The following is a 23,477-nucleotide window of genomic DNA, read 5'->3' as shown; positions in this document are numbered from 1 at the left end:
TGAATATTTTTTCTTATGAAGACAATTCTTCTTGGATCTCTAACCATTGTTCTTCTAAATGATCAAGCTCTTCTGTTACTTGTTGATAATGCTGGGTTTTTTCTTCATCGTAAATGGTAGGGTTGTCTTCAAACCATTGGAACAAGTCTTTTTTCTGTTGCTCGGTGTCGGCAATTTGTTTTTCTAATTTACGTAGGCGTTTTTGTAAGGCACGATGTGCGTGTATATCAATTTGTTTTTTTTGCGGTTTACTGGTTTTTGGCAACTCTTTTTCCTGTGCGGAGTCTTGTGGTTTACCGTCGATTTGTCTTTCCAAATCTTCTAAGTAATTATCGTAATTTCCATAATAACGACGCACTTCTCCTTGTTTCACTTCGACGATTCCTGTGGCGACAACACGCGCGAATGCACGATTGTGGCTCACAAATAAAACAGTGCCTTCAAAGTGGCGCAGAGCATCCGCTAATGCTTCTACCGTTTCAAAGTCAAGGTGGTTCGATGGTTCATCGAGAAATAAACAATTGTGTTTTTGCAGTAACAGGCCTGCCATACACAAACGCGCTTTTTCTCCCCCACTGAGAACCGATATTTTCTTGTTTAAATCATCGTCGCGGAACAGAAAACTTCCCGCCATCTGTAGGATTTTTTCGCGTGGTGTGTTCTCTATGGCGATAGAATCTAGGTATTCGTATATCGAGAGTTCGTTGTTCAGTTTGCGTAAAACGTGTTGTGCATAGTAGCCAATGTCCATATGAGCAAAAAAGCGAAAAGAACCTTGCAAAGAGGGAATGTCTTCCACCAAAGTCTTGAGTAACGTGGTCTTTCCCTGGCCATTATCTCCCACAATTGCGATTTTTTCCCCATGGTTTATTGTAAAAGAGATATCTTTGGCAACAGTTTTTTCAGGGTAACCAATGGTCATATCTTTTATTTCAATTGCAGGGCCTTTTCGTGGTTCTACTTTGGGAATATTGATACGCACTTTTCTCAACGGTGTTTTAATCTCTATCGTTTGTAAACGACTAATTTGCTTTTCTTTGGAACGCGCTTGGGTGGCTTTGGTATTTTTGGCACCAAAACGATCGACAAACTGCTGCAATTGTTGACGCTTTTTTTCTACTTGTTCGTTTTGTTTGAGGTTCATCTCTAGTTGTTGCTGTTTAAATTCTAGATATTTTCCCAAAGATAAAGCATGCATCGACAATTGGCGATGCTCCACATCAAGTGTTGATGTGCAGGTGCGTTCGAGAAATTCACGATCGTGCGAAATAATCATAAAAGCACCTTTGTAGCCACGAAGAAATTTTTCGAGTAGTAACAAAGTGGATAAATCGAGAAAGTTTGTCGGTTCATCGAGAAGTAAAATATTCGGTTCTTTTAAAAGCATCGCAGTTAGTTTTACGCGCATTTGATAACCCCCAGAAAGCCCTTTTATTTTAGCCTCAAGTTCTTTCTCATAGAGTTGAAACTGCGCAGCGACTTTACCACATTCCCAAGATTCTTTTTGCGTATACGATTGTAAAAAATCAAGTACGGTGTCTTCCGGTGTGTAAGGATCATGCTGTTCGAGATAACCAATACGCGTGTCGGGATGAATTCGTACAGTACCATCATCGATATCTTCTTCACCGATAATGATTTTAAAAAGCGTCGATTTTCCCGCACCGTTTCTACCGATAACACCTATTTTTTGGTTGCTATTAATTACTGTAGAAGCATCTTTGAGTATTTCTTGATTACCATATAACTTTTCGACATTCATGACTTGAATAAGTGTGCTCATTTGTTTTCTTTCGTTATCTATTCCCGCATACATCTTTAAAAATACTGTTGTTGTAAAATATAATACAAAAATATTACATCTGCCAGTGTAAAGACAAATTTTCGTGAGAGGACTCTAAGTTTGCGGTGGATCTTGCCGCAAGCCATCGTTTGTATCGTAAAAAGTTTGCTGTTGGTTATTTTTCAAAAGCGCACGGAAAATGGGCATCGTAAATATGAGTAAAACTCCAAGAACGATCATCACGATAGAAAATAGACGCATACTACTTGTGAATGTGTCTTTCAACGCGATGAGGAAGTATTTGCCGAGTTCTTGGCTGGCTTTGTCCATAGGGTTGTTGAAGCGTTTTTCTTGCTGTTCTTTTTCTATTTTTTCTATGACTTGCGGCCAGACAACATTATCAAATGTCTTTGTTACCATTATGACGAGCATTGATGCGGCAATGGCAAGTGCCAGGAACCAGATTATTTTTTGACTCTGCTCCTGTGCACATAGATTGGCAACTATGAGCAGAATAATACCAGAGATAACTAGAAAAACTAGCATGACAATAGGTAGATTCTTTAAGAAAGATCTAATTTTTTCCAATTCGCGGTCGGCATGTAGGTTTTTTTCGGTAAATGTAAGTTGTTGTTGATTAAAAATTTTATCAAACTCACTACTGTCAATGGCGTTTGTTATGTCTATTTTCAAAACTCTTAAAGGATGATTATTTTCCCAAGACATAAATTCACTTAGATTTTGTGGTATATTGTCAATTAAATCCTGGTGAGTAAAAGTCGTTTTTTCATCGCGATTAGAATTGACAGAGTTGTTGATGATTTGCTCAATATCAAGTCCCGTTTCTTCGAGCATTTTTTCAAAAGACATTGCGTAAGGACGATGTGAGGGGAGCTCCCCTTGGTAAATACTTTGCATAAGCTCTTCGGTTTGTTCGGGTGTTCCTTGTGGTAATGACAACCATTTTTCACGTAGTTTTTTTTCCAACAATGCTGCAAAAGTACTTATGATACGTGTTTTATAGTTTTGTAAATCGACAGAAAACCCTTCACTTCTTTTTTGGAAATAGGCTTGTAAGTTTTCAAATATCTTTTCGTTCTCTTGCTTCATCCATGACAAAGACATTTTTTGAAGTATAAAATCAGCATCTTCGGTGTTTATTTGAATATCAAAAGGATATTTCTCTTTGGCGAGCGTGGGAATAAATAGTTGTTGTATTATTTTTTTTGAGGACCGTGGGTCATTTAAAGATATTTGTACTTGTTGCAGAATTTGACTCAGTGGCTTGGAAAAATCAAAGGATAAAATACAACGTTCGTTATTTTTATTGTCAATGAAGTTGATGAGTTTGTCTAAGTTGCTATCGAGCACGGTGCGAAGTTCATTTTCTGGACATGCTGTTCTCAGTAATCGCGCAAATGTTTGCTCTAACGTTTCATTTTCTTTGGCCAAAAAACGCAGCCCATTTTCTTCATCCTCAGAAACGTTTTTGACAAATTCTGTGCTCATTGTTGCCACAAGTGTGGGGTATAAGCTTTGGCTATTCTCACCATTTAGTAACTGATTTTTGATGGACTTTAGCAACACAATAAAGCGGTCTTTGACAGGAATGGATATCGTATAGTGGTCTACGGAACCGTAAATATACGGCCAAAAAGGTTTCATTAGATCATCTTCAATAATTTTTTGTACCCAGGAAGCCGAAAAAGTTTCGTTAAAAATACTCTTTACAAAACCTTGTATGGCAACATCTTGGCCTTGTTCTTCCATTCGTTTTACCAGCAGTACCGACAATTCTTTGGATATGTAATCATATGCGCCTGCTTTTTGAACTTGCTTTGCGTAAACATCGGGGTTTTTCATGCGATAAATTGTCGAGAAAAAAAACAATCCCATCAGCATGCAAAAAAAGGTGATAAAAAAGGGAATGGCAATCATGCGACGTAGTACTATCATAAGAGAGTCCTTAAATTTTAAGTAATGGTATTGTGGTAGTGTTGCGAAGGTAGTTATCTTGCGGCGTTTACAACTTATTCAAATAGTTCTAACCGTTTGCGTGCGGCAATGGATTCTTTTTCTTGACCAAGAGCCTTGAGTATATCTGCTTTTAAGAGCACCATGTCTTTATCCCAAGGGTGTAGATGGATGGCTCGTTGAATCGTTTGTAATGCTTTGTTGTGTTCTGCGAGCCTAAATTGTGTTGTGGCTAGCCAAAAAGTAAAGACAACATTATTACGTTGTTCGGCAATGGCTTTTTCTATAAATGACTTACTTTTTTCTAGTTGATCATTCACCAAATAGAACATGCCCATTTCAAATAGATATTCACTTTCCCGCGGCATGAGTTCTAAAGACAATCGTAAGGCGCGTTCATTACGTTTTTTACTGGCTTCATTCAATTCTTTAAAATGTGTAACCAACTGTTGTATATAATTTTTATAAACTTCTCTTTCGTTCCAAATACCTGTTTTCATCGTAAACTTGTAACGGTTATTATTTTTTAGGACAAAGTTGGAGTAAGCGAGTGCTGCCGCTTGACGTATACCGTGAGGACGTTTTTTTATTATTTTATGGTATTTTCGCAATTCTTTCCAGCGATTATTGAGACCCAGACCCATGACAATTGCAAATGCCGCGGCGCTTCGTACTGTCGGGTTTGGATCATTGTTGAAAATAGGCAGTATCGTTTTTGTATAGTTACTGCCACCGTTTGCAAGTCCCAACAGAGCTCCTATACGATTGTAACTGTTTTCGTGCTCTAAATTGCGTAGTAAAAAGCCATTTGCCACGCCTTTATGAGTAGCACCCATTTCCCGCATAGCAATTACGCGTATATCGGAGTTTTCTTCGTCAAAGAGGTATTTGAGAAATTTCATAAACTGTAGGACATTGGCTTTTTTATTTTCTTTGCTTTTACGTACGGCCAGTATTGTGGGCATTTTGATCACAAGAGGTTCATTGGGCTTTGTTGCATAATTGGCACAGGTTTCCAAGTCTCCTTTGAGTCCGATAGTTGTCAAAGCTTGGAAACGAACCAAAAGGCTTGCATTTTCTACTAATGTATAAGCGAATTTCATGCATTTTGTCGATTCTATATTTGCGCATTTCATCAAGCAAATTCTCACGACATCTTGGTTTTCATCTTGTAAACCGAGCAATAAAAGATCTTCGTATTGTTGCACAACGCGGCTTTGTATTTTTTCCAAGGCGGGAGATGAAAAGGACCAAAAGTGGTAATAACAGTAGCGTCGCACAAAAACATTTTTATTTTGCAGGTGACGCGCAAGTATTTTTTCGGCCTTAGCGTTTGCCGTAAGCCATAAATTCTTTGCAGCGGATAAGCGTACGGCAAGATAGGAGTCGCCAAGTAAAAAGTTAAGTATATCCGGGTGTTTTGTCGATTGCGCAATCATGGACTTTAAAAAAACGTTTTGCGGTATTTTTTGTAAATGTTGTATGTGGAAATCTTTTTTGTCGAGTACTAAAGAGCAAAGTAACAAAGCGGCGTTGTTGCTTCCCTTCACTTCTTGTAGTAGGACAGTGTATGCCTCTACTGTTTTTAAATCTCTAAGTGCAGAAGCAGCATAGTAACGAATGATGTCGTTTTCTTGATCATCAAGTAGGATGTTACGCAGTATATTGACCTTGTCATCGAAATGATATAAAGAACGCAAAGCTTCGTCGTCACGAGCGACATAGTGACGTACAAGGAGTACTTTTATTAGTGTACTTTGCACTTGTAAGTAACGACGCTGCGCAGAAGTATATATTTTGCGCAATTTTTGTCGAAAATTACTCGGCACTTTGTCTAATTGTTCGTGTATTTTTTGTGCAACTACCGACGAATGTGCCATGGATAGTAAACCAGTAGTTGCTGTCGTGATGAGCGCTTTGTTCGTAGAGGAACTTAACGTCTTTATGAATTGTACAATGCGTTTTTCGTCAACTTCACCTAATTTAAGCAGGTTGTTTTGCTCAAGATACAAAGAAGTAAGGCTGCGTTTTTCTTCGCCAAATAAATCGACTTCCATTTTATTGTATAAATGATCGGCTATTCCAAGAAGTGAGCGCATATTTCCTTCTTGGTCGCGAATATTTGGGTTTTCAAATGCTTGAGTAAACATGTGACCGATCGGACTGTAATCTTGAGGATTTAAACTAACTACTTTGAGCAAATCTTTTTGACTTGGTGTATACTTTTTCTGTTCGGAATACAGGATGCCGCGCTTATTATAAAATTTAGGATTCCACGGCTGTAGCTCTATACATTTGGAAAAAGCTTTTATGGCGTCACTATATTTTTTTTGTTGATGATATATTTCCCCCAAAACGTTGTGAAGCTCAACGCTACTTTGTAGTTGATCTTGTGCTTTTTCGAGAACTTCTATACTACGCGAAAAATTACCTAGCTTATAGTAGCATTTTCCGGCAAGTAATTTTAAAGTTGCTGGTGGAATCTTTTTGTTGTGCCGTAGAGCTTTTTCGATGTATTGTTGCGCCTGTGTATATTGCGACTTTTTATATAAGCAGTAGGCATAGTGGTATAATATTTCATCATCTTTGTCATGTTGTTGAATAACATTACCCAGATATTTTTTGGCGGTGTCGTACTTGTGTAAAGCGATAAACACTTGTGCTAAAAATACATGGTCTTCTTTGGTGTAACTATTTTGATCAATTTGTTCATATGCTTCTTTGGCTTGGCGCATTTTTTTCAACAAAAACAGAGTTTTTGCGTGCTCCCTATAAAAAGCAGCTGTATTTTCCTCACCGGAAATCTCTTGTAGTAAGGAAAAGGCTTTTCTTGGATATCCGGCATACCGCAAATACTTACTTTTTGCAAGAAAATAGCTGTGTTGTTTGCGGCGTTTTATCGCTAGATTTATTTCGTGAACAGCATCATCATATTGTTTTTGTACAAAAAATATCTGACTTTTTTGCACATAAATGTCTTCACAACTTGGATATTTATATTGTACAGAGCGAAGTTTGGCCAAGATTTTTCCCCATTCTTTATTCTGTTGCGCTTGGGAAAGTTCTTTTCGCAAAGAGGACAACATCTTCTGTTCTAGTTTACCAGCGTAAATCTTATCTTTTTTTGCCGCTTTGGGTTTTGTTTTGCGATAGATCATCGCACGCAAGTGGTAGAACTCTGAGTAGCGATGCCGTGAAATGCCGATATTAACGTACTTTAACGCTTGTTTATACTGTTTTTGCCTGTAATACACCAATGCTTTTAAGTGATGACCTTGAGGAGTGTCAACAACGTCCAAAGATTTCGTAATATGTGTTAATGCGCGTTTAGGATTATTTTTTCGCAAATAAATTTTTGCAAGAAGAAAGTGTGATTCCCATAGGGAATTGTCATTTGCGATTTGTTCTAGCATTTTTTGGGCAACATCTATTTTGTTTTCATCAAAATTTTGTTGGGCTTGCGTATATATACTATATGCTTTTTCGCGCTGTTCTCCTTTGTAAGCAGAAAATGTGTAAATCGAAAAGGCCGCTGTTCCTGCGATAAAAACGATGAAAATAGCGATAAGTGTCGTACGCATGACCTTATTTTGTAGCAATTGCGCTATGCGAATGCGTACATTCTTTTCGTGTAAAATTATATTTTTGTTTGCAACGTAGCTTTGTAAATCCTTGGCAATTAGCGACGCGTTCGCGTAGCGAAAATTAGGGTTTTTTTGCAGACATTTTAGGCATATATGTTGCAAACTTTGCGGTATAGAACTGTCCAGTTGCTTTGGAGGAATCGGTTGTTGTGTTAGGATTTTTTTGTATAGTGCCGGAGGATTATCTGCGAGAAAAGGCAGTTCGTTTGTCAAGATAAAATACAGCATAACTCCAATGGCGTAAATATCAATAGACGTAGTTATGTTTTTGGATTGTATTTGCTCAGGAGCCATGTAAAAAGCTGTTCCTAGCGTTGCTCCTGTTTGGGTGAGCATAGATTTACTATCCAAATTTTTTGCGAGACCAAAGTCGGCAAGATATGGTTCACCACTTTCGTCGAGCAGTATATTAGACGGCTTGATATCGCGATGGATGACATTGTGGCTGTGAGCGTGATCTAGCGCTTGGCAAACTTTGATTAAAATGTCAATGGATTTATCCACATCGCGATTCTCTTTGATAAAGTCATCAAAGTCACCACCAGTAACATGCTTCATCACAAAATAATTTTGACCTTGCAGGTTACTCATTTCGTAAATGGGAATGATATGTGGGTGCTGTAATGCGGCGGTTACTTTCGCTTCTCGAAAAAAACGTCGTATAAGACGCAAATCTGTTTGGCTGGCGTTATTGAGAACTTTTAGAGCAGCGTAGCGCTTCATTTCTGGCTGATAGACTTTGTAAACAACACCCATTCCTCCGCGAGCAATTTCTTCAATGATTTGGTAATTTCCAAATTTTTGTGCGGTGTTTGTTTGCTCACTACGCGTCATTTGCTGATGCCCACCTGTGGTGGTATGAGGGTTAAATTGGGTTTTGTTCATATTCAATACCTGACTAAATCCTTGTGAGGCAAGGAATTTTTTCGGGCATGAAGCATCATATATTGTTATTTTTTGCCATTTTTGCCACAATTGCAGTGCATGTTGTTTACTACACAAACCATTTTTGATCATGAGTTGTAACATAAACTGCATTTCTTGGTTTTTGCTCTGCTCGGTTTTCATCGCAAATCCTAGAAAAATTCACTTTGTTCGTCGTACACCACAGGTTGGATTAGATCAGGAGAATCATTGTATGTAGCGTTGACCTTGCGCGATACGTAGTGATACTGCATTTCTTCATCTTTACATGGATGTAGCAACTTTAGGCAATCTTCGATAGGCGCGTCTTGCTGTAACCATAAATTACGCGCTTCGTTACTTGTTAGTATTACGGGCATACGATTGTGGATATCTTTTAGTATATTGTTCGGCTCTGTAGTGGCAATGGTAAAGGAATGAATGGGCTGTTGTTGCTGTTCGCATACTTCCCACAAACCGGCAAAGGCGAATAGATTTCCATTGGTGGGAGTGATGTAGACCGGTCGCTTTCCCGAGCTTGTTTTGTGCCACTCGTAAAAACCATTTACTGGGACTAGGCAACGTCTTTTGCGAAAAGCACTGCGGAAACTAGGTTTTTCTGCAATTGTTTCACTACGAGCATTGATCATTTTGCTACCAATGGCAGGATCTTTTGCCCAGGAAGGAACAAGTCCCCAGGAAAATAACTTGATGTAGTTTTGTTGTTGGCGGATGATAATGGGTAACTTTTGCGCTGGTGCAGCATTATATCTTTTTTCAATTTTGGCCTTCGGAGCTTTTGCTGCAAATTCCGTGGCAATTTCTTCTAATGAAGAATGTAGCGTATACCTTCCACACATAATACACCTCACATAATTTTTTATGATTTTTATTATCTACTTTATTATAGCAAATACAAACAGTTTAATTCTAATATTTTCTTGTACATAACGCGATGAATACGGTGTTTGTAAACAATGGAGTTTTGATGTTTCTTGACAAGTGTGAATATATCCTGGTATATATGAAAACTAATCATGACCCTTAGCGTGACCGTTAATGATATCCTAACAGAAAATATAAGACGAAAAATCTGTCGTGTATGAGAATGGTGGAGAGTAAATTGTATAGCATTGTAATTCCTGTATATAACGAAATAGAATCTATAGAGCGCCTTTTTAATGAAATTATTGCCGTAGTAGAAAAGCTACAGGTAAATTATGAAATCATTTTTCTTGATGATGGCTCTCGTGATGGTTCCTACGAAAAGTTATGTGAGATGAAAGATAAAAACTCTGAGATAAGAGTTGTATCTTTTGCCCGAAATTATGGGAAATCGGTTATTTATTCAACGGGGTTTGAGCTGGCTAAGGGCGAATATATCATTACAATGGATAGTGATTTACAAGATGATCCTAATGAGATACCGCGGTTTATCGAAAAAATAAAAGACGGCTATGATGTGGTTGTCGGCTGGAAAAAAAATCGCTTTCAAAATGAGCCTTTAAAAAAGATCCCATCACTTTGCTACAATTTTTTGAAACAGTTTTTTTTCGGTATAAGATTACGTGATTCCAATTGCGGCTTTCGTATACTGCGTAAAGAAGCGGTACGAAATCTAAATTTGTACGGAGATCGTTACCGTTTTATTCCTGAACTATCGCATATTAGTGGATTCCGAGTATGTGAAATTCCCATAAATCACCGCAAAAGGACTTATGGACACAGTAAGTACGGTTTTTTTCGCTTTTTTACGGGTTTTTTTGATATTTTATCGGTGCGATTTTTATCTTCTTATCATTTTAAGCCATTACACTTTTTTGGCACTATATCCCTAATTCCCATCACTATCGGCTTTATTCTTGAATGTTATGTCATGTGGCAAAAAATTTGGAATGGTTCACCGTTTCAGAAGCATGTCGCGGCCATTATTATTGGTGTAATGATGATAATGGTTGGGGTACAATTCCTGATGACAGGTTTTCTTGGGGAAATGTTGAGTTATCAAAAGAAGACTCCCCATATTAACTACAACGAGATGTAGTTTTAGGACGGTTTCGTATGGTTGACCATAATTTTGCAGCAAAATTTGAGCATTTTATCGCGAAGAGAAATTTGTATCGACAATTTCTAGCATTATTACTTTTCATTGCCTTCATACTGCTGTTGCTCAATTCTGTCAATACAATATATCGCTTATATTCCAACTTTTTCATTCTGTCTAATTCTATAGGTGAAGATGGCAAAGTTTTTTTTGCGAAAAAATTTCAGCAAGGTCAATTGCCTTTCGCTAACGGAGAGCACCCACCATACTACCCTTCATTTCACGGTGTACTCACCCATGTATCTGTGGGAATGATTGGACGTTTTTTTAAATGCTCAACGCAAGACTTGTACTATGTTGGCCGATTTATTTCTGTTTTGGGTTTATTGCTATCGTTATTGTTGGTTTTTAAAATACTTTCCGAGTTGGATGTAAAACCGCTGTTTATGTTCGCAGCGGTCGTTTTACTTATGGCACCTGGTGCCATGCATGCTTTGGCGACTTCGTATAGACCGGATTACTGGATCAATGCGATTTATTTGCTGATATACTACCTTGTATGTCACAAAAAGAGTGCTAAATACGAAGTACTCACTATCGTTCTTATTGTGGTGGCATACCTGATCAAACCCACAGGTATTATTTTTCTGGGGGCTTTTTTGTTGGTGTTGTTGTTTCGCCAGCATTGGAGAAAAGTGCTCGGGTACTCTTTGCTGTTCGTCGTTGTTTTGGGGGCAACCGTTTTTGCCATGCAACATTACAGCGGTGGAATGTTTTTATCTTCTTTTGCTCATGGGATGAATGTACCTTTCTCGTTACGTAATGCGCTAAAGTTTTTTGTAAAACACACTCTGCTATATTTGACTTTGTTACCAGTATTTGCTGTGTTTTCGCTGCGCAGTGAAAAAATGCTATATCTATTAGTTTTTTGGAGTGTGAGCCTTGCGGGGGCAGTATTGACATCGATGAGATCAGGTGTTGGTTTAAACTATTACTTGAGTACGTTCTATTTTACCGTTATTATCATTGCCTATTGGTTTAAAGATATAGACTTTCGCAATCTAAGTCAGGAAGCCTTTCCATTTATTGGTTTTTTTTTACTGTGGTTGATCATCACGATGATACTCCCCACATACGGAATATTCAAGCACACGCCACATAGTGCTGTTGCAACAACTTTAAAATTTGGAAAAGAACGCCAAAAGATAGCGCAATGGATCAATAGCGAGGGTTTTATTTGCTTTAGCGATGATGCTGGGTTGAATTTATTATTGTCAAAACCACAGATACTGTATCCTATTTTGTTAAATCAATTTATTAAAAGCCGCAGTTTGTCGAAGGAACACTTTTTAGAGCCCATAAAAAAGCAAAAGTATGACTTTGTCGTACTGACAAGTTGGAGAACACAACATATTGACGATATACCTGATTATTTTTTTGCAGAATTAGAAAAGTACTATGTAAGAACGAATTTAGAATTTAAAACAAGTTATATTGTTTTGAAGAGGAAGCCGTAATCGGTGCGAGTTTGACAAATATCTGCTAATGCATATGAAAGTGAATGATGTCGGTAAATACAACGAATTTTCAAAAATTCAAATCCAAGAACATCGTGGTAAATAAACTAATTGGGCGATTCTATCGCGTTCTCCGTGAACATCTCGAAAAGCAACCACCACGTGTTTTTTTAGACGCGGGTTGTGGGGAAGGCGAGTCGATTAAACGGCTTGACGATGTTTTGGTCGATAGCGAGGTTTACGGTTTTGATATCAATCCTGAATGTGTCGCATTTTGCAACAATACATATCCGAATAAAAATTGGCAAGTGGGTGACATTTACAATACGCAATATGCGAATGACTTTTTTGATATGGTAATGTGTTGCGAAGTATTAGAACATCTGCAAAATCCAGAAAAGGCTCTAGAGGAATTAATTCGTATTTCAAATAAATATCTACTACTTTCGGTTCCTCATGAACCATATTTTCAAATAGGAAGTTTTTGTCGTGGCAAATATTGGAAAAGTTGGGGAAATCATCCTGAACATATAAACCACTGGAACAGTAATAGTTTTTGTCGTTTCTTGCAAAGTAACGAAAAGATTAAATGCATAAAGATGACAAACTCTTTTCCATGGTTGATAGTATTCTGCGAAATCGAAATCTAAATTACTTTTATTCAAGGAAGTTTTCATGAGAAAAATACTAATTCTTGGCGTTATTTTGACTATGAGTGTCGTGGCTATTTTTGTGAGTGAACCACACAACGTTTTTGGAGATGACCATACTCCCAACCCTGAAAAACAAATCAAAGAGTTAGGGATTGAGCTACAACCGCTTCGCCCTTTTAAAGCAAATTTTGTTCATTATGTTCGCACGGGAAATTTAGTGTTTCTCTCCGGCCACATTTCCATAGATGCGGAAGGAAAGTTGATCAAAGGAAAAGTTGGCAAAGACTTGGATGTGGAAGAAGGAAAGGCGGCGGCACGTAGATGCGCTGTTGCTCTACTTTCGTCATTGAAACATGCTGTGGGAGATTTGAATAACGTAAATCGCATTGTAAAAGTAACAGGAATGGTAAACGCTAGCACTGATTTTACCAAGCACTCTATTGTCATTAATGGATGCTCTGACTTACTTGTCTCCGTTTTCGGCAAAGACAAAGGTAAACATGCACGCGCAGCAGTTGGAATGAGTTCTTTGCCACTTGGCGTTGCTGTGGAAATTGAGATGATCGTTGAGGTTAAGTAAGTCCATAGGCAGCAAAACAAAAAAGAGAGTCATATTTGGCTCTCTTTTTTTTTTCATGTATTGTCAATATTGTGATATAAAGTAGTGAATAAATATTAATGCACTTTTACACTCGGAAAGGATTTCTATGGACAGCAGTGAAATACAAAAATTTGCCAAGGTAGTTGTCGATTATTCAATGGACATTCAACCAAAAGATAAACTTTGCATCCAAGCAAGTATACCTAGTTTACCTTTGGTAAAAGAAGTTTACAAGCTCGCTGTACAACGAGGAGCATATCCGTATGTGGATATTGTGATCGATGAACTAAATGAATTGTATTGCTTGCACGCTTCAGACGAACAATTAGAATATGTCTCTGCTTTAAAAGAATTTAAAGTACAACATTGCGATGCATTTTTGATTATTTTAGGCAGTGAAAATACAAATTCGATGGCCGGAGTAGATCCTCAAAAAATTGCAAAACGAACTCTGTCACGGAAAAAGGTAAATGAAATTTACATGAGGAGAATTAGTGACGGTAGTCTAAAATTGTGCATTACTCAATTCCCTAACTATGCTTTAGCACAAGCCGCTGGAATGTCCCTAATGGGGTATAGTGAATTTTTATCCCAAGCATGTTTTCTCAATGAAGAAGATCCTGTCGAACTATGGAAAAATTATAGTGCGCGTCAGGCAAAAATAAGCTCTTTCTTAGAGACAAAGAAGAATTTTCGCTTTGTTTCTGAAGGGACAGATCTTCATTTTTCTGCCGCAGGACGTAGGTGGATCAACTGCGATGGGCGTATTAATTTTCCAGATGGCGAAGTATTTACCGGTCCTGTGGAGGATTCTGTGAACGGAGAAATCACTTTTTCTTTTCCGGCTGTTTATCAAGGACGGGAAGTGCAAGGGGTTTATTTAAAGTTTCAAGATGGTAAAGTCATTGACTTTGACGCAAAACATGGCAGAGAAACTCTAGAATCGATGTTAAATACAGATGAAGGTGCGCGGCGTGCAGGCGAAATTGCCATTGCCACAAATTACAATATTTCAAAGTTTACGAAAAATATTTTATTTGATGAAAAGATAGGCGGAACAATTCACCTTGCGATAGGTAGTAGTATTCCTTCTTCTGGCGGAGTAAATAAATCTGCTGTCCACTGGGATATGGTTTGTGATATGCGTAGTGGCGAGATTTATGCAGATGACGAGCTTATATACAAAGATGGCAAATTTATTGTGAATTTTGAGTAACATACTATCAATTAGGTAGATATAGCCGTTCACGCTCGTAAACGGCTATATCTACCTATTTTTATGCATTTGATAAAAAACCTCTCCTGACTCCAAAAGTTTGTGAATGATATTATATTATTTATTTGCAATCTATTCGCTAAATAATTACATTTTAAAACTTGTATTTACACAACAAGGTTTTCATTTACAACAGGTGCAGTATGATGACAGAGCCACAAAAATTTCCCAAATACATATTTGTCACAGGAGGAGTTTGTTCTTCTCTGGGAAAAGGAATTGCGAGTGCTTCGATAGGCGCTCTTCTAAAAGCCAGTGGTTATAAGATTTTTGTGCAAAAGTTAGATCCATATTTAAACATTGACCCTGGTACAATGAGCCCTTCGCAGCATGGAGAAGTTTACGTGACAGACGATGGTGCGGAGACAGATTTAGACATTGGTCACTATGAACGATTTATCGATGTGAGTTTGTCGAAAGATTCTACGGTAACAACTGGTAAAATTTATACAGAGGTTTTATCGAAAGAGCGCCGCGGTGATTTTTTGGGGGGAACAATCCAAATTGTCCCTCATATTACCGATGCCATTAAAGATCGCATTCAGCAAGCCGCGAAAAAAAGTGGATGTGATATTATGATCATTGAGATCGGTGGCACAATAGGTGACATTGAAGGTGAACCATTTATTGAAGCAATGCGACAATTTCGCAATGAGTTGGGCAACGAAAATGTCTTATCTATGCATATGACTTTGCTACCCTACCTAAAAGCAGCCAAAGAATTAAAGACAAAACCAACACAGCTTTCCGTTCGCGAATTAAAGCGTTTAGGAATACAGCCTGACTTCATATTAGCGCGTGCAGATTACAAAATACCCGAAACATTACTTGATAAAATTTCTCTGTTTTGTGGAGTAAAAAAGCGCTTTGTGATTCCTGTTGTCACTTCAAGCTCTATTTATGAAGTACCGCTCAAGTTTCACCAATACAAAATTACCGAACTTATCTCTGAAAAAATGCAATTGCCAATGTTAAAAACCAAAATTGACGATTGGCAGGTATTGTTTGAAAAAATTAGTACACCACAAAAAGAAATCGAAATTGCACTTGTCGGTAAGTATATGCGTTTGGAAGATTCGTATATATCGATCATCGAAGCATTGAAGTCGGCATGTTACGCCTGCAATTATCAATTACGTATCATATGGATCAATTCCGAAAGACTTGAGGCGCAAAATCACAATGAATGGAAAAAGTTAAAAAATGCAAAGGGCATTATTGTTCCCGGTGGATTTGGTAATCGTGGTATCGAAGGCAAGATAATGGCCGCAGAGTACGCGAGAACAAATAAAATTCCCTATTTAGGAATTTGCCTAGGAGCGCAAATACTCGCGATCGAATATGCACGATATGTTTTAGAAAATGAACAACTGACGTCAGAAGAGTTTGCCGGTGAGCAATCACCAGAGAACTATGTTATTCATTTTCTTCCAGGACAATCAGATGAAAAGTCTAAAGGCGGAACATTGCGTTTGGGGTCTTATCGCTGTAACATAAAAGAAAATACACTTGCGTACAAGGCTTACGAGGAGACAACTGTTTACGAACGTCATCGCCATCGCTACGAATTCAATAATACTTTTCGAAAAAAACTACCGGGTTTGTGCTTTTCTGGCATTTATGAACAGCAAGATTTAGTTGAAATCATGGAAGTTGTAGACCATCCATTTATGTTAGGGTGTCAGTTTCATCCCGAATTTAAGTCTCGTCCCCACAGACCACATCCCTTGTTTCATTATTTTATAAAGTCAGCCATTGGCCAAGTGTAAAATTTTGTTTAGTTGTTTGCTAAAAAAAGGTATAATTGCCTTAGGCGCGTTATCAATTTAAGAAAATCTACTCAACCTATAAAATACATAAATATTTGGTTACTATTGGAACACTTGTTTTCATTTTAATAGAGAACCAATCGGTAAAAATTTCTTTCATTGATGACGGTCCGTGACGGATGCTAGTAGTTGTAGCATTCATTATTTACAATAAAATCATGGGGGAGTTTTTAATGAAACACTACCTTTGTCTTATCGTTTGTTGCGCGGTTCTCTTTGCACAAGAAAAACCAAAAACATTGGCGGAGGCTTTAGGTTATGACTCTGATGCAAAAATAGTTATTCTTAATGCGGATGACTATGGAATGTGTCATGCTGAAAACCTTGGTACACAAAAAGTACTCGAAGCAGGTATTGTAAGTTCGACAACGATGATGATGCCGTGTCCTTGGGTTTTAGAAGCTGTAGAGTACATCAAGAAAACAATATGAAAAATGTTGGGGTTCACGTTGCTCTGACAAGTGAGTGGAAACGCTATCGCTGGGCTCCGGTTAGCAGAAGCCCTTGGGGTGGGAAAAGTTCACTCGTCGACGAAAAAGGCTACATGTGGCCTAGTTCTTTGGATGTGGAATTAAATACCGATATAGAAGACGTAAAGGCCGAAGTTCGCGCTCAATTGAAGAAAGCTCTTGATTTGGGAGTGGACCTTTCGCATTTCGACTCTCATATGGGATCAATTTACGGTGTGGCCACATTTCGCGTGGAACTTCTTGCCGCAGCATATGCCTACTCTTATGAATTTGGATTACCTTTTCGCATGCCATTCATCGAAGGAATGGAGCCTTTACGCGAAAAAGGTTTTGCAATACTAGATGATCTTGTCATTGGGGCAGGGCAAGAACCGAAAGATCCAAAAGGTCGTAAGCAGTACTTTATTGATTTATTGAAAAATCTTTCGCCAGGAGTTACCGAAATTTATATTCACCCTGCAGTCAACGGCGAAGAGTTGGCACGTGTGACCAATTCGGCAAAAACAAGACAGTTGGACATTGACATTTTTTGCGACCCAGAGTTGAAACAAGTCCTCGAAGCGGAAAACATTAAAGTAATTGATTTTACATCACTACGCAAATTGCAACGCGAACAAATGAATTGGGACCCATCTTTTCGTGCGGAAGATGTTTACGACGAATATGTCGCCATTTTAGATAAAATTTTCAATGGCAAAAATTTTAAACGTTCACCAAAACTAAAGAAATTACATGATATATGTAAGTGCGAATAATTTTATAATTTTTTAAACAAAAAATTATAAAATTCCCGATCCCGATCCCGATCCCGATCCCGATCCCGATCCCGACCTCGAACCCAAATCAATTCCGACCCGATACAAAAAAAAGGAGTATATCTCGCCAGAGATATACTCCCAAACCTTAACCAAATAAATACAACTGTTTTTATCTTATTCCACGGGTTTTAAGAATTCATGAGCGATATTGTTACCCGCATTTCGTTCTTTTATTCTATTATTCGGGTCAACATGGAGCTGAATGTAACCGCCGTCTCTTCCAGGAATTAATTTTTTGTTTAGTTTTAATGAGAACTTTCTGTAGTGGTTTGGACCAAACCTTTGAGAAAGCGGAACGTTAATCCGCTGACTAAATACCTGGTAATGCGTCTTGCGTTTCCAATCCCACTTGTAACCCACTATTTTGACTTCCACAGAACGAACACTTGTACTTTTATGACCACAGTTGTACACATGACCACTCAGAACCCACCCTTGGGGAGTGTGTGATAGGCGTACTGTAGCTAAAATCAAGTCCGGCAATAACACCGGTCGAATGGTTCTATTGGGGATCTTGTCATGGTGTGGAACAACTTTTTTGTCGTCTGCTACAACGCACACACATGCAAGTATCATAGCAATCAATACTGCTTTTTTCATTCATCACTCCTTTTATTGAGATTTTGGAAGTCTTTTGTCTAAAATAAACAGAAGCAATAAATATGCCAAACATGATTAGAAATGGTGACTTCGCTGTAAGCCTTTTTTGATTTTAGACTTAAGTAGAATTTTTCTATATTAGAATATTAAGCATTACCTAATAAGTGTAAAATACGTTTAATACTGTAAACTATATTTAACATTGTAAAGTATGTTTACGTAGAAGAAATAGCAGTGGAACATAGATACAAACAACGAAAGCGCCTTGTATACATACAAGAACAGTAATTTCGTAATTCAGTTGAGTATTTTCAATCATGTTCATTGCTTGGAAAAATAACAAACGTTGGTACTGCCATACAGCACCGCTGCTATTTATTATCATAAACAAATATATTCCGTAGCGGGCAACTGCTTTTACTTGTAATAAACCTAGTGAAGTAAAGAGTAGTGTGCCCAAAACAACCGTTCCCATCGCAATTACAGGTATTATTCCTGTGGCATTGGTGCGTAAAATCTGCATAATCATGGATAGCCATACTAACATAAACAGTATTGTCAGTACAAAGAACACACCACTATATATAAGAAGAGACATCGGAGTTTTTGGCTGTGGTTTCGTACTGAGCAACAAAACTTTTTTGCACTTAGGACATGGACGTTTTTGATTGATGAGCTCCGTAGGTATGTAGAATTTGAGATGACAATTTGCACATTGAGCTTGTATCTTGGTATTTTCCATAGATAGACCTATCTTTATGACTTTTATACGTTCCCGATCCCGATCCCGTAAGATAACAAGTTATTTTACAATTTCACAATAACACAAAAAATGTAATTTTAATACAATAACACACTACTAATATTCGAAATAAATCTGATTTTTGGTAATATTCAATAATTCTTGTATAAGTCATACTTATGATTACGGACTTCTTTTCTTAATTTTCGGGATCGGGAACGGGGTCGGGATCGCATTACAATATCGGTAAACAGCAATCAATTTACCAGGAGTAGGCAGGGAAGAAAAGTATTTTTGAAAGACCTGCAAAATTTCTTTTGCTTTAACATTCTTAGTTGCTAATATAATTAGCAGAAATAAACTATTTTGAAGGTTAAAATCATGGATACAACAATCGTACTAGGTGCTGGATTTGATCCATGGAAAAATCTGGCAATAGAAGAACATTTGCTGCAAAATTTACGCGCAAATGAATGTATTTTGTATTTGTGGCAAAATCAAAATACGGTTGTAATTGGAAAACACCAAAATGCCTGGCGTGAGTGTCAAACAAAACTTCTCGAAGAAGAGGGAGGTCAATTGGCACGAAGACTTTCAGGAGGAGGAGCTGTTTTCCACGATACAGGAAATTTAAATTTCACATTTCTTGTAGATCGTCAACTCTATAATTTAGAAAAACAATTACAAGTTATTCTTTCCGCTGTACAAAAAGTTGGAATATCTGCAAAGTTTAGTGGCCGTAATGATTTGGTCGTCGACGAACAAAAATTCTCAGGAAATGCTTTTTATTTGCGTTCAAAGAAAGCCTTTCACCACGGTACTATTCTCGTGAATGCAGATCTCAACAAACTTTCTAGATACTTACAAGTGTCTAAAGAAAAAATTGAATCCAAGGGAATAAAATCCGTCCAAGCACGAGTAACAAACCTTACTAAATACGTACCTAACTTGACTATCGACACGATGAAAGAAGCTCTTGTCGACTCTTTTTCTTCCATTTACGGGGGAAATTTGCAGAAAATAGATGTGGATAGTCTTGAACAAGATAATATTGCAAAACTGACGGAAAAATATGCTTCTTGGCAATGGCGTTATGGTGAATCTCCAAAATTTGATATTAGCTTAAATACAAGGTTTCCTTGGGGCGGTATTGAAATTGGTCTCCATTTAGAGCACGGAAAAATCACCCAAGCTACCGTGTATTCCGATGCGATGGATGAAGAGTTTATTGAAGATTTACCTGGTATAATGGAAGGAGTATCCTTTCACTCCGCAGAGATAGCTCAGAAGGTAAGAGATTACGCACAGAATAGTGATTCTAGTCGCGAATCTATGGTGGAAGATATTGCATCGTGGCTATCTAAAAAAGGCTTTTAAGGTGAATGTTATGACAAAAAGAAAGAACATAAAAGAATACGATCGCGATTTTTTGTTGAAGTTACTCAAAGAAATGTTACTAATACGACGTTTTGAAGAGTTAACAGGTAAGATGTATCGCAAGCGAAAAATCGGTGGATTTTGTCACCTATATATTGGACAAGAGGCAACTTGCGTTGGAACAATTGCAACTTTAGATCTGAAGACAGATTATGTAATGACAGCATACCGCGATCACGGACATGCCATTTCTTGCGGAATGCATCCAAATGTACTCATGGCCGAATTGTTTGGTAAGGCCACAGGATGTGCTGGTGGAAAAGGTGGCTCTATGCACTTTTTTGACAAAGAAAAGCATTTCCTTGGAGGACACGGAATTGTAGGAGCACACTTGCCGTTAGCAGCAGGATACGCTTTTAAAATAAACTATCGAAAAGATACAGGCGTTGTTCTCGTTTACTTTGGTGATGGAGCAATCCACCAAGGTGCGTTCCACGAAACGTTGAACATGGCAAAAATTTGGGACTTGCCGATTATTTTCATCTGCGAAAATAACTTGTACGGTATGGGAACGGCTCATGCTCGCGTTTCTTCGGTAACCGATTTTTCGGTGATGGCGAACTCTTACAATATGCCAGGAAAGCAAATAAATGGTATGGATGTACTGAATGTCTATGAAGAAACAATGGAGTATGTAAAACTCGCCAAAGAAGAAAAAAGACCTTCTTTTATGGAAATTCGCACATACCGTTACCAAGGGCATTCGATGAGTGATCCGGCAAAGTATCGCGAAAAAGAAGAGCTCGAAGAATACAAAAACATCGATTCCATTGAGATGTTAAAGCAAGAAATGATTAAGAACAAACTTCTTACAGAAGATGAATACGCTGCAATGGATAAAGAATGTAAAGATGTAAGTCAAAAATCTGTAGAGTTTGCGGAAAATAGCGACGAACCACCATTGTCCGCATTGTATGAAGACGTTCTTGTATAATTTGAATTAGAAAGGCAAATTTTATGGCTGAAATTACTTTTCGCGAAGCTTTGCGTCAAGCAATGGACGAAGAAATGACTCGTGATGACGACGTTCTTCTCATGGGGGAAGAGGTCGCCGAGTACAATGGTGCTTATAAAGTAAGTCAGGGGCTATGGGAAAAATACGGGGATCGTCGCGTTATTGATACACCGATTACTGAAGAAGGATTTACCGGAATCGGAATTGGTGCGGCGATGGCAGGTTTACGTCCCATCGTTGAATGGATGACGTACAACTTTTCTATTCAGGCCTTAGACCAAGTACTAAACAGTGCGGCAAAGATGTTATACATGTCCGGAGGACAGTTTAACATTCCGATGGTATTTCGCGGACCAAACGGTCCTGCTGAATGGCTAGGTGCACAGCACTCACAAGCACTACAAAGTTATTATGCTCATATTCCTGGGCTAAAAGTAGTGGTTCCTTCTACACCATATGATGCAAAAGGGCTTCTCAAAAGTTCGATTCGCGATAACAACCCCGTTATATTCATGGAAGGTGAATTGATGTACGGTTGGAAAGGCGAAGTTCCCGAAGAAGAATACTTGATTCCTCTGGGAGTCGCTGATATCAAGAATGCCGGAAGTGATGTTACTCTTGTGGTTCATGGTAAACCATACAAAGTAACGATGGAAGCGGTTGAAATCTTGGAAAAAGAAGGGATTTCCGCTGAGGTAGTTGATTTACGTACCATCCGTCCACTTGATGAAGACACCATTTACGAGTCGGTGAGAAAAACAAATCGTTGCGTTGTTATCGATGAATCTTGGCCTTTTGCAAGTGTTGGCTCACACATTGCATGGTTGGTATCCAAAAATTGTTTTGATGATTTAGACGCAGAAGTTGAGTTGGTATCTTCTGAGGATGTTCCAATGCCGTACAATCATACACTTGAACTGCATGCACAACCTTCCGCAGAAAAAATTGTAAATGCTGTTAAAAAAGTTATGTATTTAGATTAGGATAAAGCATGGCAGAAAAAATTGAAATGGTTGCCCTTTCTCCGACAATGGAGTCTGGAGTAATCGTAAAATGGTCGAAAAAAGTAGGTGATGAAATAAAGTCTGGCGATGTTCTTTGTGAAGTTGAAACCGATAAAGCAACTATGGAATACGAAAGTATGGATGAAGGAACACTTCTAAGTATACTCGTGGACGAAGGTGCAGATGTACCTGTTGGTGATATTATTGCTATTATTGGTGATAAGGGCGAAGATGTCAGTGGGTTAGTCGAAGAAATAAAAAGTGCCGCAAAGGCCGCAAAACCAGCCGCCGCTCCGGCAGCGCCCGCTCCAGCAGCAAGTGCACCTGCTCCCGCAACTCCTACCGCTAAGTCAGCTCCCGCACTTACCTCTTCTGGTAAAGTAAAAGCTTCACCTTTGGCTCGTAAGATGGCACAGGAAGCGGGAATTGCTCTAAATACCATAAGCGGTTCTGGTCCTCAAGGTCGCATTATAAAACGCGACGTCGAACAAGCGATTGCCGCTGGTCCTGCTACACAAGTTGCTTCTACTATGCGCGAACAGGTGATACCGGTTTCGAAGAAAAGACAGGTTATTGCAAGACGCCTTGCCGAATCAAAATACCAAGCTCCGCATTACTATTTGAAACTGTCCATTAACATGGAAAACATTATTGCCGCGCGCAAACAAATCAATGCTAAGGCAAAAGAAAAGCTTTCGATGAACGCTTTTATCGTAAAATTTGTTGCAGAAGCGCTACGTAGACATCCGCAAGTCAATGCTTCATGGCAAGGAGATTCCATTGTTCAGTTTGGTCGTGTAGATGTTGGGTTAGCTGTAGCACAACCTGATGGCCTTATTACCCCTGTTGTACGTAATTGTGAAAGCAAGGGAATAGAAGCCATAGATCAAGATATGAAAGTGCTTATCGATAAAGCACTTAACAATCGCCTACAACCAGATGAATACACCAATGCGACTTTTACGGTGAGTAATCTTGGTTCCTTTGGTATTGAAGAATTCACTGCAATTATCAATCCTCCAGGAGCCGCAATTCTCGCTATCGGTAAATCAGAGAAAACTCCAATCGTAACCGCTGGTGACCAAATCGTCATCAAACCAATGATGAAAGTGTCTTTGTCCTGTGACCACCGTGTAATTGATGGGGCCATTGGAGCCGCTTTCTTGAAAGATTTAAAAGATATGATGGAAGATCCTATTCGCACGCTACTATAAGTTAAGAGGTGTA

The 23,477-nt window shown here is 38.4% G+C and carries 18 protein-coding genes; 12 read left to right on the top strand and 6 right to left on the bottom strand.

Annotated elements, in window-relative coordinates:
* Nucleotides 1-13 precede the first annotated feature (13 nt).
* The 4 genes from UABAM_RS28805 to UABAM_RS28790 form a co-directional block, all read right to left on the bottom strand.
* Complete coding sequence (locus UABAM_RS28805; protein ID WP_173013637.1) at nt 14-1,783, bottom strand: ABC-F family ATP-binding cassette domain-containing protein; 1,770 nt, start codon at nt 1,781-1,783, stop codon at nt 14-16.
* A 114-nt stretch (nt 1,784-1,897) separates the two neighbouring features.
* Entirely contained in the window at nt 1,898-3,739 is a 1,842-nt protein-coding gene (locus UABAM_RS28800) for a hypothetical protein (RefSeq protein WP_151971447.1), read from the bottom strand.
* A 74-nt stretch (nt 3,740-3,813) separates the two neighbouring features.
* Complete coding sequence (locus UABAM_RS28795; protein ID WP_151971446.1) at nt 3,814-8,469, bottom strand: serine/threonine-protein kinase; 4,656 nt, start codon at nt 8,467-8,469, stop codon at nt 3,814-3,816.
* A gap of 8 nt (nt 8,470-8,477) precedes the next feature.
* Nucleotides 8,478-9,164 (bottom strand): SOS response-associated peptidase, encoded by a 687-nt coding sequence (locus UABAM_RS28790; protein WP_151971445.1) that lies wholly within the window; start codon nt 9,162-9,164, stop codon nt 8,478-8,480.
* Between the two features lie 263 nt (nt 9,165-9,427).
* Here UABAM_RS28790 and UABAM_RS28785 point away from each other — a divergent pair, with 263 nt between their 5' ends.
* The 8 genes from UABAM_RS28785 (at nt 9,428) to UABAM_RS28750 (ending at nt 17,449) form a co-directional block, all read left to right on the top strand.
* On the top strand, nt 9,428-10,348 hold the full coding sequence (locus UABAM_RS28785; RefSeq protein ID WP_173013636.1) for a glycosyltransferase family 2 protein: 921 nt from the start codon (nt 9,428-9,430) through the stop codon (nt 10,346-10,348).
* 17 nt (nt 10,349-10,365) lie between these two features.
* Nucleotides 10,366-11,865 (top strand): glycosyltransferase family protein, encoded by a 1,500-nt coding sequence (locus UABAM_RS28780; RefSeq protein ID WP_151971443.1) that lies wholly within the window; start codon nt 10,366-10,368, stop codon nt 11,863-11,865.
* 44 nt (nt 11,866-11,909) lie between these two features.
* Nucleotides 11,910-12,515, top strand: coding sequence for a class I SAM-dependent methyltransferase (locus tag UABAM_RS28775; protein WP_151971442.1), 606 nt, complete (start codon nt 11,910-11,912; stop codon nt 12,513-12,515).
* A gap of 25 nt (nt 12,516-12,540) precedes the next feature.
* A complete protein-coding gene (locus UABAM_RS28770) occupies nt 12,541-13,098 on the top strand; it encodes a RidA family protein (RefSeq protein WP_151971441.1) in 558 nt (185 codons plus the stop codon).
* A gap of 127 nt (nt 13,099-13,225) precedes the next feature.
* On the top strand, nt 13,226-14,335 hold the full coding sequence (locus UABAM_RS28765) for an aminopeptidase (protein WP_151971440.1): 1,110 nt from the start codon (nt 13,226-13,228) through the stop codon (nt 14,333-14,335).
* A gap of 203 nt (nt 14,336-14,538) precedes the next feature.
* The gene (locus UABAM_RS28760; RefSeq protein ID WP_261343925.1) at nt 14,539-16,164 is read left to right on the top strand and encodes a CTP synthase; all 1,626 of its coding nucleotides are present in this window, start codon (nt 14,539-14,541) and stop codon (nt 16,162-16,164) included.
* Nucleotides 16,165-16,397: 233 nt separating this feature from the next.
* A complete protein-coding gene (locus tag UABAM_RS34065) occupies nt 16,398-16,655 on the top strand; it encodes a ChbG/HpnK family deacetylase (protein ID WP_173013635.1) in 258 nt (85 codons plus the stop codon).
* A complete protein-coding gene (locus tag UABAM_RS28750) occupies nt 16,652-17,449 on the top strand; it encodes a ChbG/HpnK family deacetylase (RefSeq protein ID WP_151971438.1) in 798 nt (265 codons plus the stop codon). Before UABAM_RS34065 ends, UABAM_RS28750 begins: the two co-directional genes overlap by 4 nt.
* 177 nt (nt 17,450-17,626) lie before the next feature.
* Here the strand turns inward: UABAM_RS28750 and UABAM_RS28745 are convergent, their stop codons facing one another.
* Both UABAM_RS28745 and UABAM_RS28740 read right to left on the bottom strand, forming a co-directional pair.
* Nucleotides 17,627-18,112: a hypothetical protein gene (locus UABAM_RS28745; RefSeq protein ID WP_151971437.1), complete on the bottom strand. Its 486-nt coding sequence runs from the start codon at nt 18,110-18,112 to the stop codon at nt 17,627-17,629.
* Nucleotides 18,113-18,308: 196 nt separating this feature from the next.
* The gene (locus tag UABAM_RS28740; RefSeq protein WP_151971436.1) at nt 18,309-18,854 is read right to left on the bottom strand and encodes a hypothetical protein; all 546 of its coding nucleotides are present in this window, start codon (nt 18,852-18,854) and stop codon (nt 18,309-18,311) included.
* 381 nt (nt 18,855-19,235) lie between these two features.
* On the opposite strand from UABAM_RS28740, the gene UABAM_RS28735 reads away from it, so the two are divergent.
* The 4 genes from UABAM_RS28735 to UABAM_RS28720 are packed head-to-tail and all read left to right on the top strand — an operon-like array spanning nt 19,236 to nt 23,464.
* Complete coding sequence (locus tag UABAM_RS28735; RefSeq protein ID WP_151971435.1) at nt 19,236-20,231, top strand: lipoate--protein ligase; 996 nt, start codon at nt 19,236-19,238, stop codon at nt 20,229-20,231.
* Nucleotides 20,232-20,241: 10 nt separating this feature from the next.
* Nucleotides 20,242-21,225: a pyruvate dehydrogenase (acetyl-transferring) E1 component subunit alpha gene (gene pdhA / locus UABAM_RS28730; RefSeq protein ID WP_151971434.1), complete on the top strand. Its 984-nt coding sequence runs from the start codon at nt 20,242-20,244 to the stop codon at nt 21,223-21,225.
* A gap of 23 nt (nt 21,226-21,248) precedes the next feature.
* Entirely contained in the window at nt 21,249-22,229 is a 981-nt protein-coding gene (locus UABAM_RS28725; protein WP_151971433.1) for a pyruvate dehydrogenase complex E1 component subunit beta, read from the top strand.
* A gap of 8 nt (nt 22,230-22,237) precedes the next feature.
* A complete protein-coding gene (locus UABAM_RS28720) occupies nt 22,238-23,464 on the top strand; it encodes a pyruvate dehydrogenase complex dihydrolipoamide acetyltransferase (RefSeq protein ID WP_151971432.1) in 1,227 nt (408 codons plus the stop codon).
* The last annotated feature ends 13 nt before the right edge of the window (nt 23,465-23,477 follow it).

It is taken from the genome of Candidatus Uabimicrobium amorphum, from assembly GCF_009002475.1.
Taxonomy (GTDB): Bacteria; Planctomycetota; Uabimicrobiia; order Uabimicrobiales; family Uabimicrobiaceae; genus Uabimicrobium; species Uabimicrobium amorphum.
This window is presented reverse-complemented; position numbering and strand designations above follow the sequence as displayed.